The sequence below is a fragment of the Serratia myotis genome (genome assembly GCF_027474885.1).
Classification (GTDB): domain Bacteria; phylum Pseudomonadota; class Gammaproteobacteria; order Enterobacterales; family Enterobacteriaceae; genus Serratia; species Serratia proteamaculans.
In genome coordinates this window covers 1,314,032-1,329,484 of the sequence record NZ_CP099707.1, presented here as the reverse complement: position 1 = coordinate 1,329,484, position 15,453 = coordinate 1,314,032, and the positions used below count along the sequence as shown (strand labels likewise).

The 15,453-nt window shown below is 56.3% G+C and carries 14 protein-coding genes; 1 reads left to right on the top strand and 13 read right to left on the bottom strand.

Features of this window, described 5'->3' with window-relative positions; all coding sequences use genetic code 11:
• Positions 1-108: 108 nt before the first annotated feature.
• The 6 genes from odhB to sdhC all read right to left on the bottom strand — a co-directional run bounded on the left by odhB (position 109) and on the right by sdhC (position 7,653).
• Positions 109-1,329, bottom strand: a complete 1,221-nt coding sequence (gene odhB, locus NHG65_RS06185; protein ID WP_176979056.1) for a 2-oxoglutarate dehydrogenase complex dihydrolipoyllysine-residue succinyltransferase — start codon at positions 1,327-1,329, stop codon at positions 109-111.
• 11 nt (positions 1,330-1,340) lie between these two features.
• The gene (gene sucA, locus NHG65_RS06180) at positions 1,341-4,154 is read right to left on the bottom strand and encodes a 2-oxoglutarate dehydrogenase E1 component (protein ID WP_085115613.1); all 2,814 of its coding nucleotides are present in this window, start codon (positions 4,152-4,154) and stop codon (positions 1,341-1,343) included.
• A gap of 267 nt (positions 4,155-4,421) precedes the next feature.
• Entirely contained in the window at positions 4,422-5,138 is a 717-nt protein-coding gene (locus NHG65_RS06175) for a succinate dehydrogenase iron-sulfur subunit (RefSeq protein ID WP_012005701.1), read from the bottom strand.
• A gap of 16 nt (positions 5,139-5,154) precedes the next feature.
• Positions 5,155-6,921, bottom strand: a complete 1,767-nt coding sequence (gene sdhA, locus NHG65_RS06170; protein WP_085115612.1) for a succinate dehydrogenase flavoprotein subunit — start codon at positions 6,919-6,921, stop codon at positions 5,155-5,157.
• 1 nt (position 6,922) lies between these two features.
• The gene (gene sdhD, locus NHG65_RS06165; protein WP_012005699.1) at positions 6,923-7,270 is read right to left on the bottom strand and encodes a succinate dehydrogenase membrane anchor subunit; all 348 of its coding nucleotides are present in this window, start codon (positions 7,268-7,270) and stop codon (positions 6,923-6,925) included.
• On the bottom strand, positions 7,264-7,653 hold the full coding sequence (sdhC, locus tag NHG65_RS06160; RefSeq protein ID WP_004949747.1) for a succinate dehydrogenase cytochrome b556 subunit: 390 nt from the start codon (positions 7,651-7,653) through the stop codon (positions 7,264-7,266). The genes sdhD and sdhC overlap by 7 nt, the downstream gene beginning before the upstream one ends.
• Before the next feature lie 733 nt (positions 7,654-8,386).
• On the opposite strand from sdhC, the gene NHG65_RS06155 reads away from it, so the two are divergent.
• Positions 8,387-9,679 carry a citrate synthase gene (locus NHG65_RS06155; RefSeq protein ID WP_085115611.1) on the top strand — a complete coding sequence of 431 codons (1,293 nt, stop codon included), beginning with the start codon at positions 8,387-8,389 and terminating at the stop codon, positions 9,677-9,679.
• 105 nt (positions 9,680-9,784) lie between these two features.
• Here the strand turns inward: NHG65_RS06155 and nei are convergent, their stop codons facing one another.
• The 7 genes from nei to pxpB form a co-directional block, all read right to left on the bottom strand.
• On the bottom strand, positions 9,785-10,576 hold the full coding sequence (gene nei, locus NHG65_RS06150; protein ID WP_085115610.1) for an endonuclease VIII: 792 nt from the start codon (positions 10,574-10,576) through the stop codon (positions 9,785-9,787).
• A gap of 57 nt (positions 10,577-10,633) precedes the next feature.
• Positions 10,634-11,278, bottom strand: a complete 645-nt coding sequence (gene pcp, locus NHG65_RS06145; protein ID WP_207976094.1) for a pyroglutamyl-peptidase I — start codon at positions 11,276-11,278, stop codon at positions 10,634-10,636.
• Positions 11,279-11,287: 9 nt separating this feature from the next.
• Positions 11,288-12,307: a DUF979 domain-containing protein gene (locus tag NHG65_RS06140; protein ID WP_099065130.1), complete on the bottom strand. Its 1,020-nt coding sequence runs from the start codon at positions 12,305-12,307 to the stop codon at positions 11,288-11,290.
• Positions 12,304-13,035, bottom strand: a complete 732-nt coding sequence (locus NHG65_RS06135) for a DUF969 domain-containing protein (RefSeq protein ID WP_099065129.1) — start codon at positions 13,033-13,035, stop codon at positions 12,304-12,306. The genes NHG65_RS06140 and NHG65_RS06135 overlap by 4 nt, the downstream gene beginning before the upstream one ends.
• Positions 13,036-13,100: 65 nt before the next feature.
• Positions 13,101-13,838 (bottom strand): 5-oxoprolinase subunit PxpA, encoded by a 738-nt coding sequence (gene pxpA / locus NHG65_RS06130; RefSeq protein ID WP_207976096.1) that lies wholly within the window; start codon positions 13,836-13,838, stop codon positions 13,101-13,103.
• Positions 13,828-14,760 (bottom strand): 5-oxoprolinase subunit PxpC, encoded by a 933-nt coding sequence (gene pxpC, locus NHG65_RS06125; RefSeq protein WP_085115606.1) that lies wholly within the window; start codon positions 14,758-14,760, stop codon positions 13,828-13,830. The genes pxpA and pxpC overlap by 11 nt, the downstream gene beginning before the upstream one ends.
• Positions 14,754-15,410, bottom strand: coding sequence for a 5-oxoprolinase subunit PxpB (gene pxpB / locus NHG65_RS06120; RefSeq protein ID WP_261415512.1), 657 nt, complete (start codon positions 15,408-15,410; stop codon positions 14,754-14,756). Before pxpB ends, pxpC begins: the two co-directional genes overlap by 7 nt.
• Positions 15,411-15,453 lie beyond the last annotated feature (43 nt).

Below are 15,453 nucleotides of genomic sequence, written 5' to 3'. Positions count from 1 at the left end.
TCCATTCAGTTCTGAAGGTTTTAGCCGAGCCATTTTGGCGGAAAACCGCATGACTTTAGTCGGCCACATAGCACAGAGTGTGGGCGCGGCGTACCGCGCCCATCAGGGTTATACGTCCAGCAGCAGACGAGTTGGATCTTCCAACATATCTTTTACCGTCACCAGGTAACTGACGGATTCTTTACCGTCGATCAGGCGGTGATCGTAAGACAGAGCCAGATACATCATCGGCAAGATCACAACCTGGCCTTTCACCGCCATTGGGCGATCTTTAATGGCGTGCATGCCCAGGATGGCGCTTTGCGGTGGGTTGATGATCGGAGTAGACATCAGTGAACCGAATACGCCGCCGTTGGTAATGGTGAAGTTACCGCCGGTCAGCTCTTCCACAGTCAATTTGCCGTCACGGCCTTTGACTGCCAGCTCTTTGATTTTCTTCTCGATATCTGCCATGCCCATGCTGTCTACATCACGCAGAACCGGGGTTACCAGGCCACGTGGAGTAGAAACCGCAATGCTGATATCGAAGTAGTTGTGGTACACCACGTCGGTGCCGTCGATAGACGCGTTCACTTCCGGGAAGCGTTTCAGCGCTTCAACTACCGCTTTGATGTAGAAGGACATAAAGCCCAGACGAACACCGTGGCGTTTTTCGAAGGCTTCACCGTACTGCTTGCGCAGGTCCATGATCGGCTGCATGTTGATTTCGTTGAAGGTGGTCAGCATCGCAGTGCTGTTCTTCGCTTCCAACAGGCGCTCGGCTACGCGCTTGCGCAGACGGGTCATAGGGACGCGTTTTTCACTGCGACCGCCCAGAGCGGGCTGCGGTGCGGCTTCAACGGCAGCAGCAGCAGGCTTATCGGCTTTTTTGCCGTTCGCCAGGTGCGCTTCCACGTCTTCGCGAGTGATACGACCACCCACACCGCTGCCTTTAATGGCGGCAGCATCGAGATCGTGTTCGGCAATCAGGCGGCGGATAGCCGGGCTGAGTGCGTCGTTGCTCTCTTCTTCCAGGCTGGCGGTAGCACGCTGGGCCGGAGTGGATTCTTTAGCCTGACTTTTCTCTTGAGTCGGCTTGCCGGAGCTGTCGCCCGGACGAATACGGCCGAGGAGCTGGCGAGAAAGCACGGTTGCGCCCTCTTCTTCCAGGATCGCATCAAGAATGCCTGCTTCGCTGGCCGGGACTTCCAGCACAACTTTGTCAGTTTCGATTTCAACCAGAACTTCGTCACGCTGGACGCTGTCACCTGGTTTCTTGTGCCAGGTGGCTACGGTCGCATCGGCAACCGATTCAGGAAGGTCAGGAACCAGAATATCTACGCTACTCATTTAGCTTTCCCTTAATCTTTAACAATATTCAGCGCGTCATTAACCAGAGCCTGTTGCTGCTTCTGGTGTACGGACATATAACCGACTGCCGGTGAGGCAGAGGCTGGACGTCCGGCGTAACGTAAAGAAGCCCCGAACGGCACCACTTCACGGAAGTTGTGTTGGCTGCAGTACCAGGCACCCTGGTTCAGCGGCTCTTCCTGACACCAGACGAAATCATGCACGTGAGCATACTTCTCCAGCACCGCCTGAAGGGCCTGATGCGGGAACGGGTACAGCTGCTCAATACGGATGATGGCCACGTCTTTCTGGTCGTTCTTGCGGCGTTGTTCCAGCAGATCGAAATAGACCTTACCGGAGCACATCACCACGCGTTTAACCGCTTTCGGATCCAGATCGTCGATCTCGCCAATCGCCGGCATAAAGGTGCCGTTAGCCAGTTCGTCGAGCGAAGAGGTCGCCAGCGGATGACGCAGCAGAGATTTCGGTGACATCACCACCAACGGACGGCGCATACCGCGCAGCGCCTGACGACGCAGCATGTGGTAAACCTGTGCCGGGGTAGACGGGATGCACACCTGCATATTCTGCTCAGCACACAGCTGCAGGTAACGTTCCAGACGCGCAGAGGAGTGCTCTGGGCCCTGACCTTCGTAACCGTGCGGCAGCAGCATCACCAGGCCACACATACGGCCCCATTTCTGCTCGCCGGAGCTGATGAACTGGTCGATCACCACCTGAGCGCCGTTAGCGAAGTCACCGAACTGCGCTTCCCAGATGGTCAGGGTGCGAGGTTCTGCGGTGGCGTAGCCATATTCGAACGCCAGTACGGCTTCTTCAGACAGCACGGAGTCCCAAACTTTGAACTCGCCCTGCCCGCTGTGGACATTGGCCAAGGGTACGTAGACCGAACCGTTTTTCTGGTTGTGCACCACCGCATGACGGTGGAAGAAGGTGCCGCGACCGGCATCTTCACCGGACAGACGAATCGGAATGCCTTCATCAACCAGAGTGGCGTAAGCCAGCGTTTCCGCTGCGCCCCAGTCAAATGCTTTGTTGCCTGCAGCCATCTCTGCGCGGTCACCGTAGATTTTCGCTACGCGTGACTGCATTTCGATCGCTTCCGGCGCAGTGCTGATGCGACGAGCCAGTTCCTGCAGGCGCTTCATCTCAACCTTGCTTGGGTACTCTTCGTCCCACTCGTGGTTAAGGTACGGCGACCAGGTAAAGGTATGCAGGTTCATCGGACGCCATTCTTCAACCACGCATTCGCCGCGGTCGAGCGCATCACGGTACAGGTTGACCATTTCCGTGGCATCTTCCAGGCTGGCGACTTTTTGTTCGGTCAGAACGTCAGCATAAAGTTTGCGCGGCGTCGGGTGTTTTTTGATCTTCTGGTACATCACCGGCTGGGTTGCACTTGGCTCATCGGCCTCGTTATGCCCATGACGACGATAGCAGACCAGATCGATCATCACGTCACGTTTGAAGGTGTTACGGAAATCCAACGCCAGACGGGTCACAAAGGCCACCGCTTCCGGATCGTCAGCATTGACGTGGAAGATCGGCGACTGCACCATCTTGGCGATGTCAGTACAGTATTCGGTAGAACGCGCATCCAACGGGTTGGAGGTGGTGAAACCAACCTGGTTGTTGATCACGATACGTACCGTACCACCCACTTCGTAACCGCGAGCCTGCGACATGTTCAGGGTTTCCTGAACCACGCCCTGGCCGGTAATGGCGGCGTCACCGTGGATGGTGATTGGCAGTACCATGTTGCTGCGCGCTTCGTCCAGACGATCGCGACGGGCACGTACAGAACCCATAACCACCGGGCTGACGATCTCCAGGTGCGACGGGTTAAACGCCAGCGCCAGGTGAACCATGCCGCCTTCGGTTTCTACGTCGGAGGAGAAGCCCTGGTGATATTTCACGTCACCGGTGCCGAGGTGTTCTTTATGCTTGCCGGCAAACTCGTCGAACAGGTCGGCAGGTTTTTTACCCAGCACGTTGATCAACACGTTCAGACGGCCGCGGTGGGCCATGCCCAACACCACTTCACGCGTGCCGTTCTTACCGGCGTGGCGCACCATCTCTTTCAGCATTGGCACCAACGCATCGCCGCCTTCCAGCGAGAAGCGTTTCGCCCCTGGGAATTTAGCACCAAGGTAGCGTTCCAAGCCTTCCGCTGCGGTCAGCTCGTTCAGGAAACGGCGTTTCTCGTCATTGGTAAAGCTGGCGTGCCCCACCACCGATTCGATACGCTGCTGGATCCAGCGTTTCTCTTCGGTATTGGTGATGTGCATGTATTCCGCGCCGATCGAGCCGCAGTAGGTCTGTTTCAGCGCCGCGTACAGGTCGCCCAGCTTCATGGTTTCTTTGCCGATGGCGAAAGAACCCACGTTGAAGGTTTCCTGGAAGTCGGCGTCGGTCAGATTGTGGTAGGCAGGTTCAAGGTCAGGAACTTGCTCCCGCTGCCACAGACCGAGCGGATCGAGGTTGGCATGCTGATGTCCGCGGAAACGGAAGGCGTTAATCAGCTGCAGTACCTTGACCTGTTTGGCGTCGGTGTCTGGATCGTTGATGGTGGTGTTGTAACGCGCAGAGTCTTTCGCCAGGCGGCGGAAGTAGTCACGCGTTTGAGAGTGAAGCTGATCGGGTTTTACACCCGCGGTTGGTAGCTGTTGAAAAATGGAACGCCAGCTATCTTCAACGGAGCCCGGATCGGTTAAGAAGTCTTCATAGAGCTGTTCTATGTAAGACTGGTTCGCGCCCGCCAGATAGGAGGAATCCAGCCAGGCCTTCATTGCGCCGTTCTGCATCATGATCCCTTAAGCTTTGAAGCTTTAGTTTTCGCCGTGGTTAACATAATTACCGTGATGGATACGGTTTGCCGTAGAAACGCGACGTACCTTATAGCCATAAAAGCTCGGTACGTTCTGCTATGGACCTTGCGGTCCCTTACAAGGAACCTCTAAAAACCGGCGGGCGAACCAGGCTGCTTAGTGCCGCAGCCGCGGGTCAGTTTTTAGAGGTTCCCTCCTTTGTGATGTGCGCCGGAAACTGCCCGGCGCAGCATCTCATTCCACTTATGCCCCGCGTTGCAGCAGCATAGACTTGATATGACCGATTGCACGCGTCGGATTCAAGCCCTTAGGACATACACTGACACAATTCATAATGCTATGGCAGCGGAAAACACTGAAAGCGTCGTCCAGATCGTCTAAACGTTCTTCAGTTTCCGTGTCACGGCTGTCAATCAGGAAGCGGTACGCCGCCAACAGGCCAGCCGGGCCGATGAACTTGTCAGGGTTCCACCAGAATGACGGGCAAGAGGTCGAACAACAAGCGCATAAAATGCACTCGTACAGACCATCCAGCTTGGCACGCTCTTCCGGCGATTGCAGGTGCTCACGCGCCGGCGGGTTCTTGCCGTCGTTCTGCAGGAATGGCTTGATCTTTTCATACTGGGTATAGAACTGACCCATATCAACCACCAGATCGCGCACCACCGGCAAGCCCGGCAACGGACGGATCACAATCTTTTTGTTGCCTTTGGTCAGCGACGACACCGGAGTGATGCAGGCCAGGCCGTTTTTACCGTTCATGTTGATCCCATCGGAACCACATACGCCTTCACGGCAGGAACGACGGAACGACAGGCTTGGATCTTTTTCTTTCAGCTGGATCAACGCATCCAGCAACATCATGTCGCGACCTTCTTCCGCTTCCAGGCTGTAGTCCTGCATGTGCGGAGCGTCGTCAACATCCGGATTGTAGCGATAAATTGAAAATTCGAGTTTCATCAATCGATCTCCGCAATTAGTAAGAACGCACTTTCGGCGGGAATGCCGGGCGCAGCTTCGGTTGCATGTTCACTTCACGACGCGTCATGCTTTCCGATTGCGGCTGATACAGCGAGTGACACAGCCAGTTGGCATCATCACGTTCCGGGAAGTCGAAGCGGCTGTGTGCGCCACGGCTCTCGGTACGGTAGTTTGCCGACACGGCGGTGGAAAACGCGGTCTCCATCAGGTTATCCAACTCCAGGCATTCGATGCGCTGGGTGTTGAATTCGCTGGAGGTATCGTCCAGACGTGCATTCTTCAGACGTTCACGGATCTCTTTCAGCTCTTCCAGCCCTTTCGCCATCGCATCACCTTCGCGGAATACCGAGAAGTTGTGCTGCATACAGGCTTGCAGTGCCTTGCGGATTTCAACCGGATCTTCACCTGAACGGGTGTTGTTCCAGCGGTTCAGACGATCCAGCGACGCTTCCACATCGGATTCGCTGGCATCACGGCTTTCGCCCTGCTCTGCCAGAGATTCGTGCAGATGCATGCCGGCGGCACGGCCAAACACCACCAGGTCCAGCAGCGAGTTGCCGCCCAGACGGTTGGCGCCGTGTACCGATACGCAGGCAATTTCGCCTACGGCAAACAGCCCCGGGATCACTACGTCTTCGCCTTTCTCGTTCACCGTCAACGCCTGACCGGTCACTTTGGTCGGAATACCGCCCATCATGTAGTGGCAGGTTGGGATAACCGGGATAGGTTCTTTGACTGGATCGACGTGTGCGAAGGTGCGCGACAGTTCCAGAATGCCCGGCAGGCGGGATTCCAGCACCTCTTTACCCAGGTGATCCAGCTTCAGCTTGACGTGTGGGCCCCACGGACCGTCACAGCCGCGGCCTTCGCGGATTTCAATCATGATCGAACGGGCGACCACATCACGGCCCGCCAGGTCTTTGGCGTTCGGCGCATAGCGCTCCATGAAACGCTCACCGTGTTTATTCAGCAGGTAACCGCCTTCACCACGACAGCCTTCAGTTACCAGTACCCCGGCACCGGCGATACCGGTCGGGTGGAACTGCCACATTTCCATGTCCTGCACCGGCACGCCGGCGCGCAGCGCCATGCCGACACCGTCACCGGTGTTGATATGGGCGTTGGTGGTGGACTGATAAATACGGCCTGCACCGCCGGTCGCCAGCACGGTAGCTTTGGCTTTGAAGTAAACCACTTCACCGGTTTCGATGCAGATAGCCGTGGTGCCGACCACCGCGCCATCCTGGTTTTTCACCAGATCCAGCGCATACCACTCGGAGAAGATGGTGGTGTGGTTTTTCAGGTTCTGTTGATACAGGGTATGCAGCAGGGCGTGACCGGTACGGTCAGCCGCCGCAGCGGTACGTGCCGCCTGCTCGCCACCGAAGTTCAGTGACTGGCCGCCGAATGGGCGCTGATAGATGCGGCCTTCTTCGGTACGGGAGAACGGCAGACCCATGTGCTCCAGCTCCAGAACCGCTTCCGGGCCGGTTTTACACATATACTCAATGGCGTCCTGGTCACCGATATAATCGGAACCTTTCACCGTGTCATACATATGCCATTCCCAGTTATCTTCGTGGTTATTACCCAGGGCTACGGTAATGCCGCCCTGCGCAGACACGGTATGGGAACGGGTCGGGAATACTTTGGACAACAGGGCACAGGTAGAGCCCGTTTGAGAAATTTGCAGTGCCGCGCGCATACCTGCGCCGCCTGCACCGATAACTACAGCATCAAACTCTCTGACCGGCAGTTTCATCTTACGCACCCCACACTACGATTGTTCCGTACAGTAAATAGACCAGCAACACGACAACGATCGCCAGTTGCAACACCAGACGTACCGCTACCGGCTTGACGTAATCCGTCAGCACCTGCCACAAACCAATCCAGGCATGAGCCAGAATCGACAGCAGCGTCAGCAGCGTGAACACTTTCGTAATAGAGGTGGCGAAGAAGCCACGCCAGATTTCGTAGGTGAGATCCGGAGCCGTGACGAAGAAGCCCAGGATATACAGAACATACAGGGTGATGACGATAGCGGAAGCACGCAGTAACAACCAATCGTGTACGCCGTTGCGTCCTAATGCAGAAACATTGTTTACCATACGAGGACTCCAGCCAGAACTGACAGCACGACGGTCAGACCGATCGCCACCTGGGCAGAACGGGTACCGGCGGCTAAACTCTCTTCGATATAGCCAAAATCCATTAACAAATGGCGAATGCCACCGCAAATGTGATAGGCCAGCGCAGTGAGGATGCCCCAGAATATGAATTTGACAACGAAGCTATTCATGATGGCAGCAGCCTGCATGAAACCCTCTTGGGAAGAGAGTGACAGGCCCAGCAGCCAGAGGAGGATACCCACGGCAACGAAGGTAATTACGCCAGAGACTCGGTGTAAGATGGACGCTATCGCAGTTACGGGAAACTGAATCGTTTGCAGATCCAGGTTGACAGGTCTTTGTTTTTTCACGTTTTTGCCCACACAGCTCTTATTATTTTCCTTCCTCCGGCCTGGGCGGGGATCAGACAGCGTTAAGAGCCAAAACCCTCACACGTCACGCGCTCAAACAACAACATCCTCTGTGCTTAAACGGCGCGTAGTTATAACGCTGGGTGCTCCTACTTCAGGGTATCCCGGAGACCTGGCGGCAGTATAGGAGGATCACATTCTGATTACAATTCCCATACAATCCCTTTGGTAACATTTCCCCCGAACAGTGATTTAGATCACGGATTTCACAATTGGCACAAAATTAATTATCTGATTTGACAAGAGATCAACAATTCCATTACATATAGGGGCACAAACGGCCCTATGATGCGCTATAGGTCAGCAGATACACTTCCCCCGATGTTCAAGATATGCAACAGTGTATTTGAAAGAACCTATCCCAATGGCGGTTTTTGCCGGTCACATTTGCAGCACATTGCCGCAGATAAGCACAAATAAGGCATATAAAACAACCTATTGGGATAGGTTCAACCACCCCCGAACACGTCGTAGGTAAGATTAACAGAACATAACGAATTCCGATGAATCGTTAACAACTGGTCACCCGCCTCGTTCGCCTGGTTAGCACTCTGTACCCTACCCGCGCATTTGCGCAGTCGCTCACAGAGTTAGCGTCCGCTCCATTTTTTGCGGGCAACCTGAGGAGAATTAAGGTATTTCAGTTGTTAGAGGTTTTTAAAATAAGGCGCAAAGGAGACTGTAAATGACTGATAAGAAAGCGACGCTAACCATTAATGATGGTGAAGCTCCAATCGAACTGGGCGTATTGACCCCGACACTGGGCCCCGATGTCCTTGATGTCCGCGCCCTGGGCTCCAAAGGTTATTTCACGTTTGATCCCGGCTTTACCTCTACCGCTTCCTGCGAATCCAAAATCACCTTCATTGACGGTGACAAAGGCGTACTGCTGCACCGCGGCTTCCCGATCGAACAGTTGGCGAAAGAGTCTTCCTATCTGGAAGTGTGCTACATCCTGCTGTACGGCGAGACCCCGACCGCAGAAGAGTTTGAAACCTTCAAAACTACCGTGACCCGTCACACCATGATCCACGACCAGATCACCCATCTGTTCCGTGGCTTCCGTCGTGACTCACACCCAATGGCCGTACTGTGCGGTGTGACCGGCGCCCTGGCGGCGTTCTACCACGATGCATTGGACGTCAACAACGAGCGTCACCGCGAGATCACCGCGTTCCGCCTGCTGTCCAAAATGCCTACCGTGGCGGCCATGTGTTACAAATATTCGCTGGGTCAGCCGTTCGTTTATCCGCGTAACGACCTGTCCTACGCCGGTAACTTCCTGCATATGATGTTCGCCACCCCGTGTGAAGAATACGTGGTGAACCCAGTGCTGGAACGCGCAATGGATCGCATCCTGATCCTGCACGCAGACCACGAGCAAAATGCTTCCACTTCTACCGTACGTACCGCAGGCTCTTCAGGCGCTAACCCGTTTGCCTGTATCGCTGCCGGTATCGCTTCTCTGTGGGGCCCGGCACACGGCGGCGCCAACGAAGCCGCACTGAAGATGCTGGAAGAGATCAAGACCGTTGAGCACATCCCTGAGTTCATCAAGCGCGCCAAAGACAAGAACGACTCGTTCCGTCTGATGGGCTTCGGCCACCGCGTGTACAAGAACTATGACCCACGCGCCACCGTGATGCGTGAAACCTGTCACGAAGTGCTGAAAGAACTGAACAAGAAAGATGACAACCTGTTGGAAGTGGCGATGGAGCTGGAACACATCGCGCTGAACGACCCGTATTTCATCGAGAAGAAACTGTACCCGAACGTCGACTTCTACTCAGGCATCATCCTGAAGGCGATGGGTATTCCTTCTTCCATGTTCACCGTTATCTTTGCCATCGCCCGTACCATCGGCTGGATTGCGCACTGGAACGAAATGCATGACGAAGGCATCAAGATTGCCCGTCCGCGTCAGTTGTACACCGGCTATGCCGAGCGTGACTTCAAGTCCCAACTGAAAAACCAATAACGCCGCTTTACCCTACATAAAGCAGCAAAACGCCGTCCCCTTGGACGGCGTTTTTTTTGCCCTATCCCCAGGAAGAGGGGCGGGGTGAGGGAAACATTGAATAACCTATTTCTGACAACCCGGACACCAATAAAAGGGTCGTGAAGACAGCGTCGTACGCTCAATCATCGCACCGCATCGCTCACAGGGTTCACCACTGCGATGGAACACCTTAAAACTGAACAACGCGCCGTGGTGGCGGTTTTCATCCACCTGCCCGCGCGTCTGGTAAGACAAACGAGGCACCGCCAGCAGCGCCTCTGCCAACCGTTGTAAAACATCGGGTTCCAGATCCTGTGGCTTGTGTTGAGGTGCCAGTTCAGCCTGCCAGAGAATTTCAGCCCGCAGATAATTGCCCAGCCCGGCAAGAAACGCCTGATCGAGCAACATGCCGCCCAATTGCCGACGACGAAACGCCGGCGATAACAGCCGCTGTTCTACCGCCGTCGTCGTTAACGTCATATCCAGCACGTCGGGGCCGATACGCTGTAGGAACGGGTGCTGTTCAATTTCTTCACGCGGCCCGACGGTAATCTCCGAGGCGCTGTACAGCAAAATCGCCCGCTCCGCCGTTTCCAGTCGCACACGCAGATCCCGCTTGGTTTCCGGCGTCTCCCCCGCTTTCACCACCTTCCACACGCCATACAATTGGTTATGGCTATACAGCGTCAGTCCGTTGGAAAAGTGGGTCAATAGTGCCTTACCGCGCGGCTCAATAGCGATAATACGCTCACCGATTAACCGGTCGCGATAGTGTTTAAGCTGGGGAAAGGCAAAACCGACTTCGGTCAGTGGCTGGTCGATCACCGCCGCCGCCAGTGCATCCGCCGCCCGGCGAATTTCCGGTCCTTCCGGCATATGAAAACTCCTGAGTGGACCCCGGTGCAGCAAAGCACACCGGGGGTGTAACTGCGGTTAATGCGTCGCACCGCCGACGACCTTCAGATCGTGTTCAACCTGCAGCGCAATGGAAATCGCCAGCTCCAATGCAAACAACACCGTGGTCGCCGCCATGCTTGGCGCGCCCGGGTGAGCGGCAGCCTGTTCCGGCAGATAAGGGATATGAATAAACCCGCCCTTGATTGCCTGCTGGTCGCTTAAACGGTGCAACAAACCGTACATCACGTGGTTGCAGACATAGGTGCCGGCCGTTTGCGATACCGAGGCGGGGATGCCCGCTTCACGCATCGAGCCCACCATCGCCTTGATCGGCAGCGTGCTGAAATAGGCTGCCGGTCCGCTTTCAACGATAGGTTCGTCAATCGGCTGTTGCCCCTGATTATCGGGAATTCGTGCATCATCGACGTTGATCGCCACCCGTTCGAGGGTGATGTCGGTACGCCCACCGGCCTGGCCGATAGCCAGCACCATCACCGGCTGCACTTCATCAATCGCCGTATTCAATGCTTCCAGCGCTGCGCCAAACACACAAGGCAACTGACGAGCAATGATGCGCGCACCGGCCAGCTCCATATCATTGAGTTGCTTGACCACTTCCCACGAAGGATTAACGCGTTCGCCGCCAAAGGGCTCAAAGCCCGTGATCAATACCTTTTGCATGCGTTCTCCTTACAGGAACATCAGGAAATAAAGCAGGAATACGTTGACCAACAGTAACAGCACCCCGGTCGGGATCTGTGCCTTGATCACCGCATTCTTGTCCGGCAATTCCAGCAACGCCGCCGGTACAATATTAAAGTTAGCAGCCATTGGCGTCATCAGCGTGCCGCAATAGCCGGAAAACATGCCGATAGCCGCCATCACTGCCGGGTTACCGCCGTGCTGCAACACCAGGATCGGGATGCCGATACCGGCGGTGACAATCGGGAAAGCCGCAAAGGCGTTGCCCATAATCATGGTCAACAGCGCCATGCCGATGGCATAAACCGCCACTGCGATAAAGCGGTTATCGACGGCCAGATACTCCTGGGTCAGATGAGAAATTGCCGTACCGACACCAGCAGTGGTAAACAGCAGGCCCAGCGTGGCGAGGATTTGCGGCAAAATAAACGCCCAGCCGATGGAATCCAGCAGGCGACGCGCTTCCTGGATCGGCTGCAACGCTTTTTCATGGGTCATTTTTACTGCGATAACCAGGCCAAGCAAACAACCGGCGGTCATCGAGAACAGAGTAATCAAGGTGGCATGGTTGCCGCTGCCGAAGACCGCAGTTTGCAGCGCCGGAATATTATTGAACAACAGCACGCCCACCACCGTCACCACCGGGATTGCCAGCGCCGGGATAAACAGCCGGTTGCCCAGACGTTTGGCGCTCTCTTCGCGCTGCTGCGGGGTACGTTGGTGATAGCTGCCCAAACGCACACCGCCGAAACCGGCGATCAACGCCATGATCACCACTACCACGCCGACAATAATGTGCAGCATGCGTTTCTCGTTGCTGCCTTCACCCAGCACGTCGCCCAACAGGCTATAGGTCCAGTCGCCGACCAGAAACACCAGGCCGTACAGTGCCCAGAACAGGCCAGTGGTGACGCGGCGCGGGTTGGCACGATCGCGGAATGACATCACCGCCACGATCAGCAGTACTACGCCGGCCAGCCAGTAGAGATATTGTTGTTGGAAAGTCATTGGGCATCTCCTTTGGCCTGCAGCGCCGCCTGGTTGAGCTGCGACAGTTCAGCGCTGAGCTGTTTATCCATCCGGTAAAGCCGGAACGCATGGATCAGGAAGGCAAAGATGGCGGTAGGAATGCCCCATAAGGCGATATGCAACGGCTCGGTCTGGATGCCGCCGGATTCCAGCATAAAGTTGTGCATGAAGATGATTGCGCCGAAGGCAACAAAGATATCTTCACCAAAGAACAAGCCGACGTTATCCGTAGCGGCAGACATGGCACGCAGACGGTGACGCGTACGCTCCGGCAGCTCGCCGTAACGGTTTTCCGCCGCCCCTTCAGCCATCGGCGCCAGCAGTGGACGCACCATTTGCGGGTGACCGCCCAGGCTGGTCAGCCCCATGGCGGCGGTAATTTCACGCACGAACAGATAGACGATCAGCAAACGTCCGGCGGTGGCACTTTTGATCTTGGCGATCCACGCCTGTGCGCGTTCTTTCAGACCGTGACGTTCCAGCAGGCCGATCACCGCCAATGGCAGCAACAGGATCAGCGGCAGGTTACGGGTATTGAGGAAGCCTTCGCCCAGTTTTTCCAGGATCACATCCAGCGGCATCAGCGCCGCCAGACCAGTGATAATGCCGGCGGCAATCACTACCAGTACTGGGTTAAAGCGTAAAACAAATCCAACCACGATGGCAGCTATACCAATCAGTGGCCATAAGTTAACGGCCTGTTCCATAGTATTCCCTCGGTAATTTCTAATAGTTTGTGTTGTGTGTTTGTGTTGTACGTATTTAATTATTTTTATTCTGCGCTGACGCTGATGCCTTCCAGGGCAAAACGTTCGCGCAGCGTGCGCGCATATTCCAGCGCGTGTTCACCGTCGCCGTGCAGGCAGACGGTTTCAGCCTGAACGGCGGCCCAGGTGCCATCCAGGGTGCGAACCCGATGGTGACGTACCATTTCCAGCGTTTGTGCCAGCGCCAGTTCATCGCTGGTAATCAGTGCCCCTGGCTGACCACGAGGGACCAAGGTGCCGTTGGCCTGGTAACCGCGATCGGCGAACACTTCCTGCCGCGTCACCAGCCCCTGTTTTTCACCGGCGCGGATCAACTCGCTACCTGCCAGCCCCACCAGCCGCAAGGTCGGATCGACTGCTTTAACCGCCCGGGCGATGGCTTCCGCCAGTTCCGGTTCTACCGCCGCCTGGTTGTACAGCATGCCGTGCGGTTTGACGTGAACCATCACCCCGCCTTCAGCACGGGCGATCGCCGCCAGCGCACCAAGCTGATACACCACCTGCGCGTAAACCGTTTCCGCCGGCAGCTGCATGCGGGTGCGGCCAAAGTTCTCGCGATCGGGAAAACTCGGGTGCGCGCCAATGGCTACACCGTATTCCAGCGCCCAACGCACCGATTGACGCATGGTTTGCGCATCACCGGCGTGAAAACCGCAGGCGATATTGGCCGAGCTGACCAGTTGCAGCAGCGCCTGATCGTTGGCGCAGCCCTCGCCGAGATCGGCGTTCAAATCAACGATCATTTAACCCCCAGGCAATCTGTTGAATAAAGTGCTCCTGTTCGACCCTGGCGCGTTGTGCCTCGGCCAAAGTACAGGGAACAAAGTGGATGGCCTCACCCAGACGGATCTGCGCCAGGTGGTAAAGATCGGCTTCGATCACGCAGGCAATGCGCGGGTAACCACCGGTCGTCTGCGCATCCGCCATCAGCACGATTGGCTGGCCGTTGTGCGGTACCTGTACCACCCCCGGTAACAGGCCGTGCGACAGCATTTCGCGGTCAGTGGTGCGGCTCAGCGCATGGCTGCCGTGCAGACGATAACCCATGCGGTTACTCTGCGGGCTCAGTTGCCAGGCGGTGCGCCAGAAAGCCTCTTTAGCCTCTTCGCTGAATTCATCATATTCCGGCCCCGGTAACGCCCGGATACGGTTGTTGAACAGCGGTTGCTTCACGCCGGTGCTCTGCAGTGGCAATGAATGGCCTTGCCCCAGCGGCAGGCTGTCGCCATCGCGCAGGTTGCGCCCTTCCAGCCCACCAAAGGCGGCTTTGTTATCGGTGCTGCGCGAACCGAGCATTTCCGGTACCGCGATGCCCCCGCCGATCGCCAGATAGGTGCGCATACCGCGTTTTGGCGTTTTCAGTATCAGCTGTTGGCCCGAATTAACCGGATAACGCCAGCCGGTCCACAGTGGTTTGCCGTCCAATTGCGCATCGCAACCGGCCCCGGTCAGAGCGATCCAGCCTGGCTGAGTAAATTCGGCGCTAAATTGCCCAAGGGTGATTTCCAGCCCGGCAGCATGGGCGTCATTGCCCACCAGCAGGTTGGCGATCCTCAGCGCAGGTTCGTCGAGCGCCCCGCCCTGGCTAACGCCCAGACGACGGAAACCGTTACGGCCCAGATCCTGCACCGTGGTGTAGATGCCCGCACGCAAGATCTTCAGCATACCCCCTCCTTCTGCGGCACAAACCGCACGCTATCGCCGGGGCGCAGCAAGGTTGGCGGCATTTCATAAGGATTAAACAGTGCCAGCGGAGTACGGCCAATCAACTGCCAGCCACCGGGGGTGTTCAATGGATAAATCCCGGTTTGGCTGCCACCGATGCCGACGGAGCCTGCCGCCACGGATAGGCGCGGTTCGGCGCGGCGCGGCGTCGCCAACTTTTCCGGCATGCCGCCCATATAAGAAAAACCGGGCTGAAAGCCAAGGAAATAGACCACGTAGGCCGCTGAGGAGTGACATTCCACCACCTGCTGCGGCGTCATGCCGGTGTGGCGGGCCACTTCATCCAGGTCGGGGCCATCCTGACCGCCATAGATCACCGGAATATCCACCTGACGCGATTCTGGTATCAGACTTTCCTTGCTGTCCCACCCCTGTTGCAACAGCGCCAGCATCGCTTGCGCGTCGGCCTGCGGCGTATTCAGCAGCAGCGTAAGATTGTTCATGCCCGGTATCACTTCACGCACATCGGGATGATGATTCAGTTTTTCGGCCAGCGCCCAGATCCGCTGCTGACTTGGCAGCGTCACCGGTGGCGACAGTTCAAGCACTACCGCTCTTTCACCTAATAAGTAACATCGTGCTCGTTGCACCCTTTTCCCCTTATCCCCGTCATCTTTTATTATTTTCAAAACC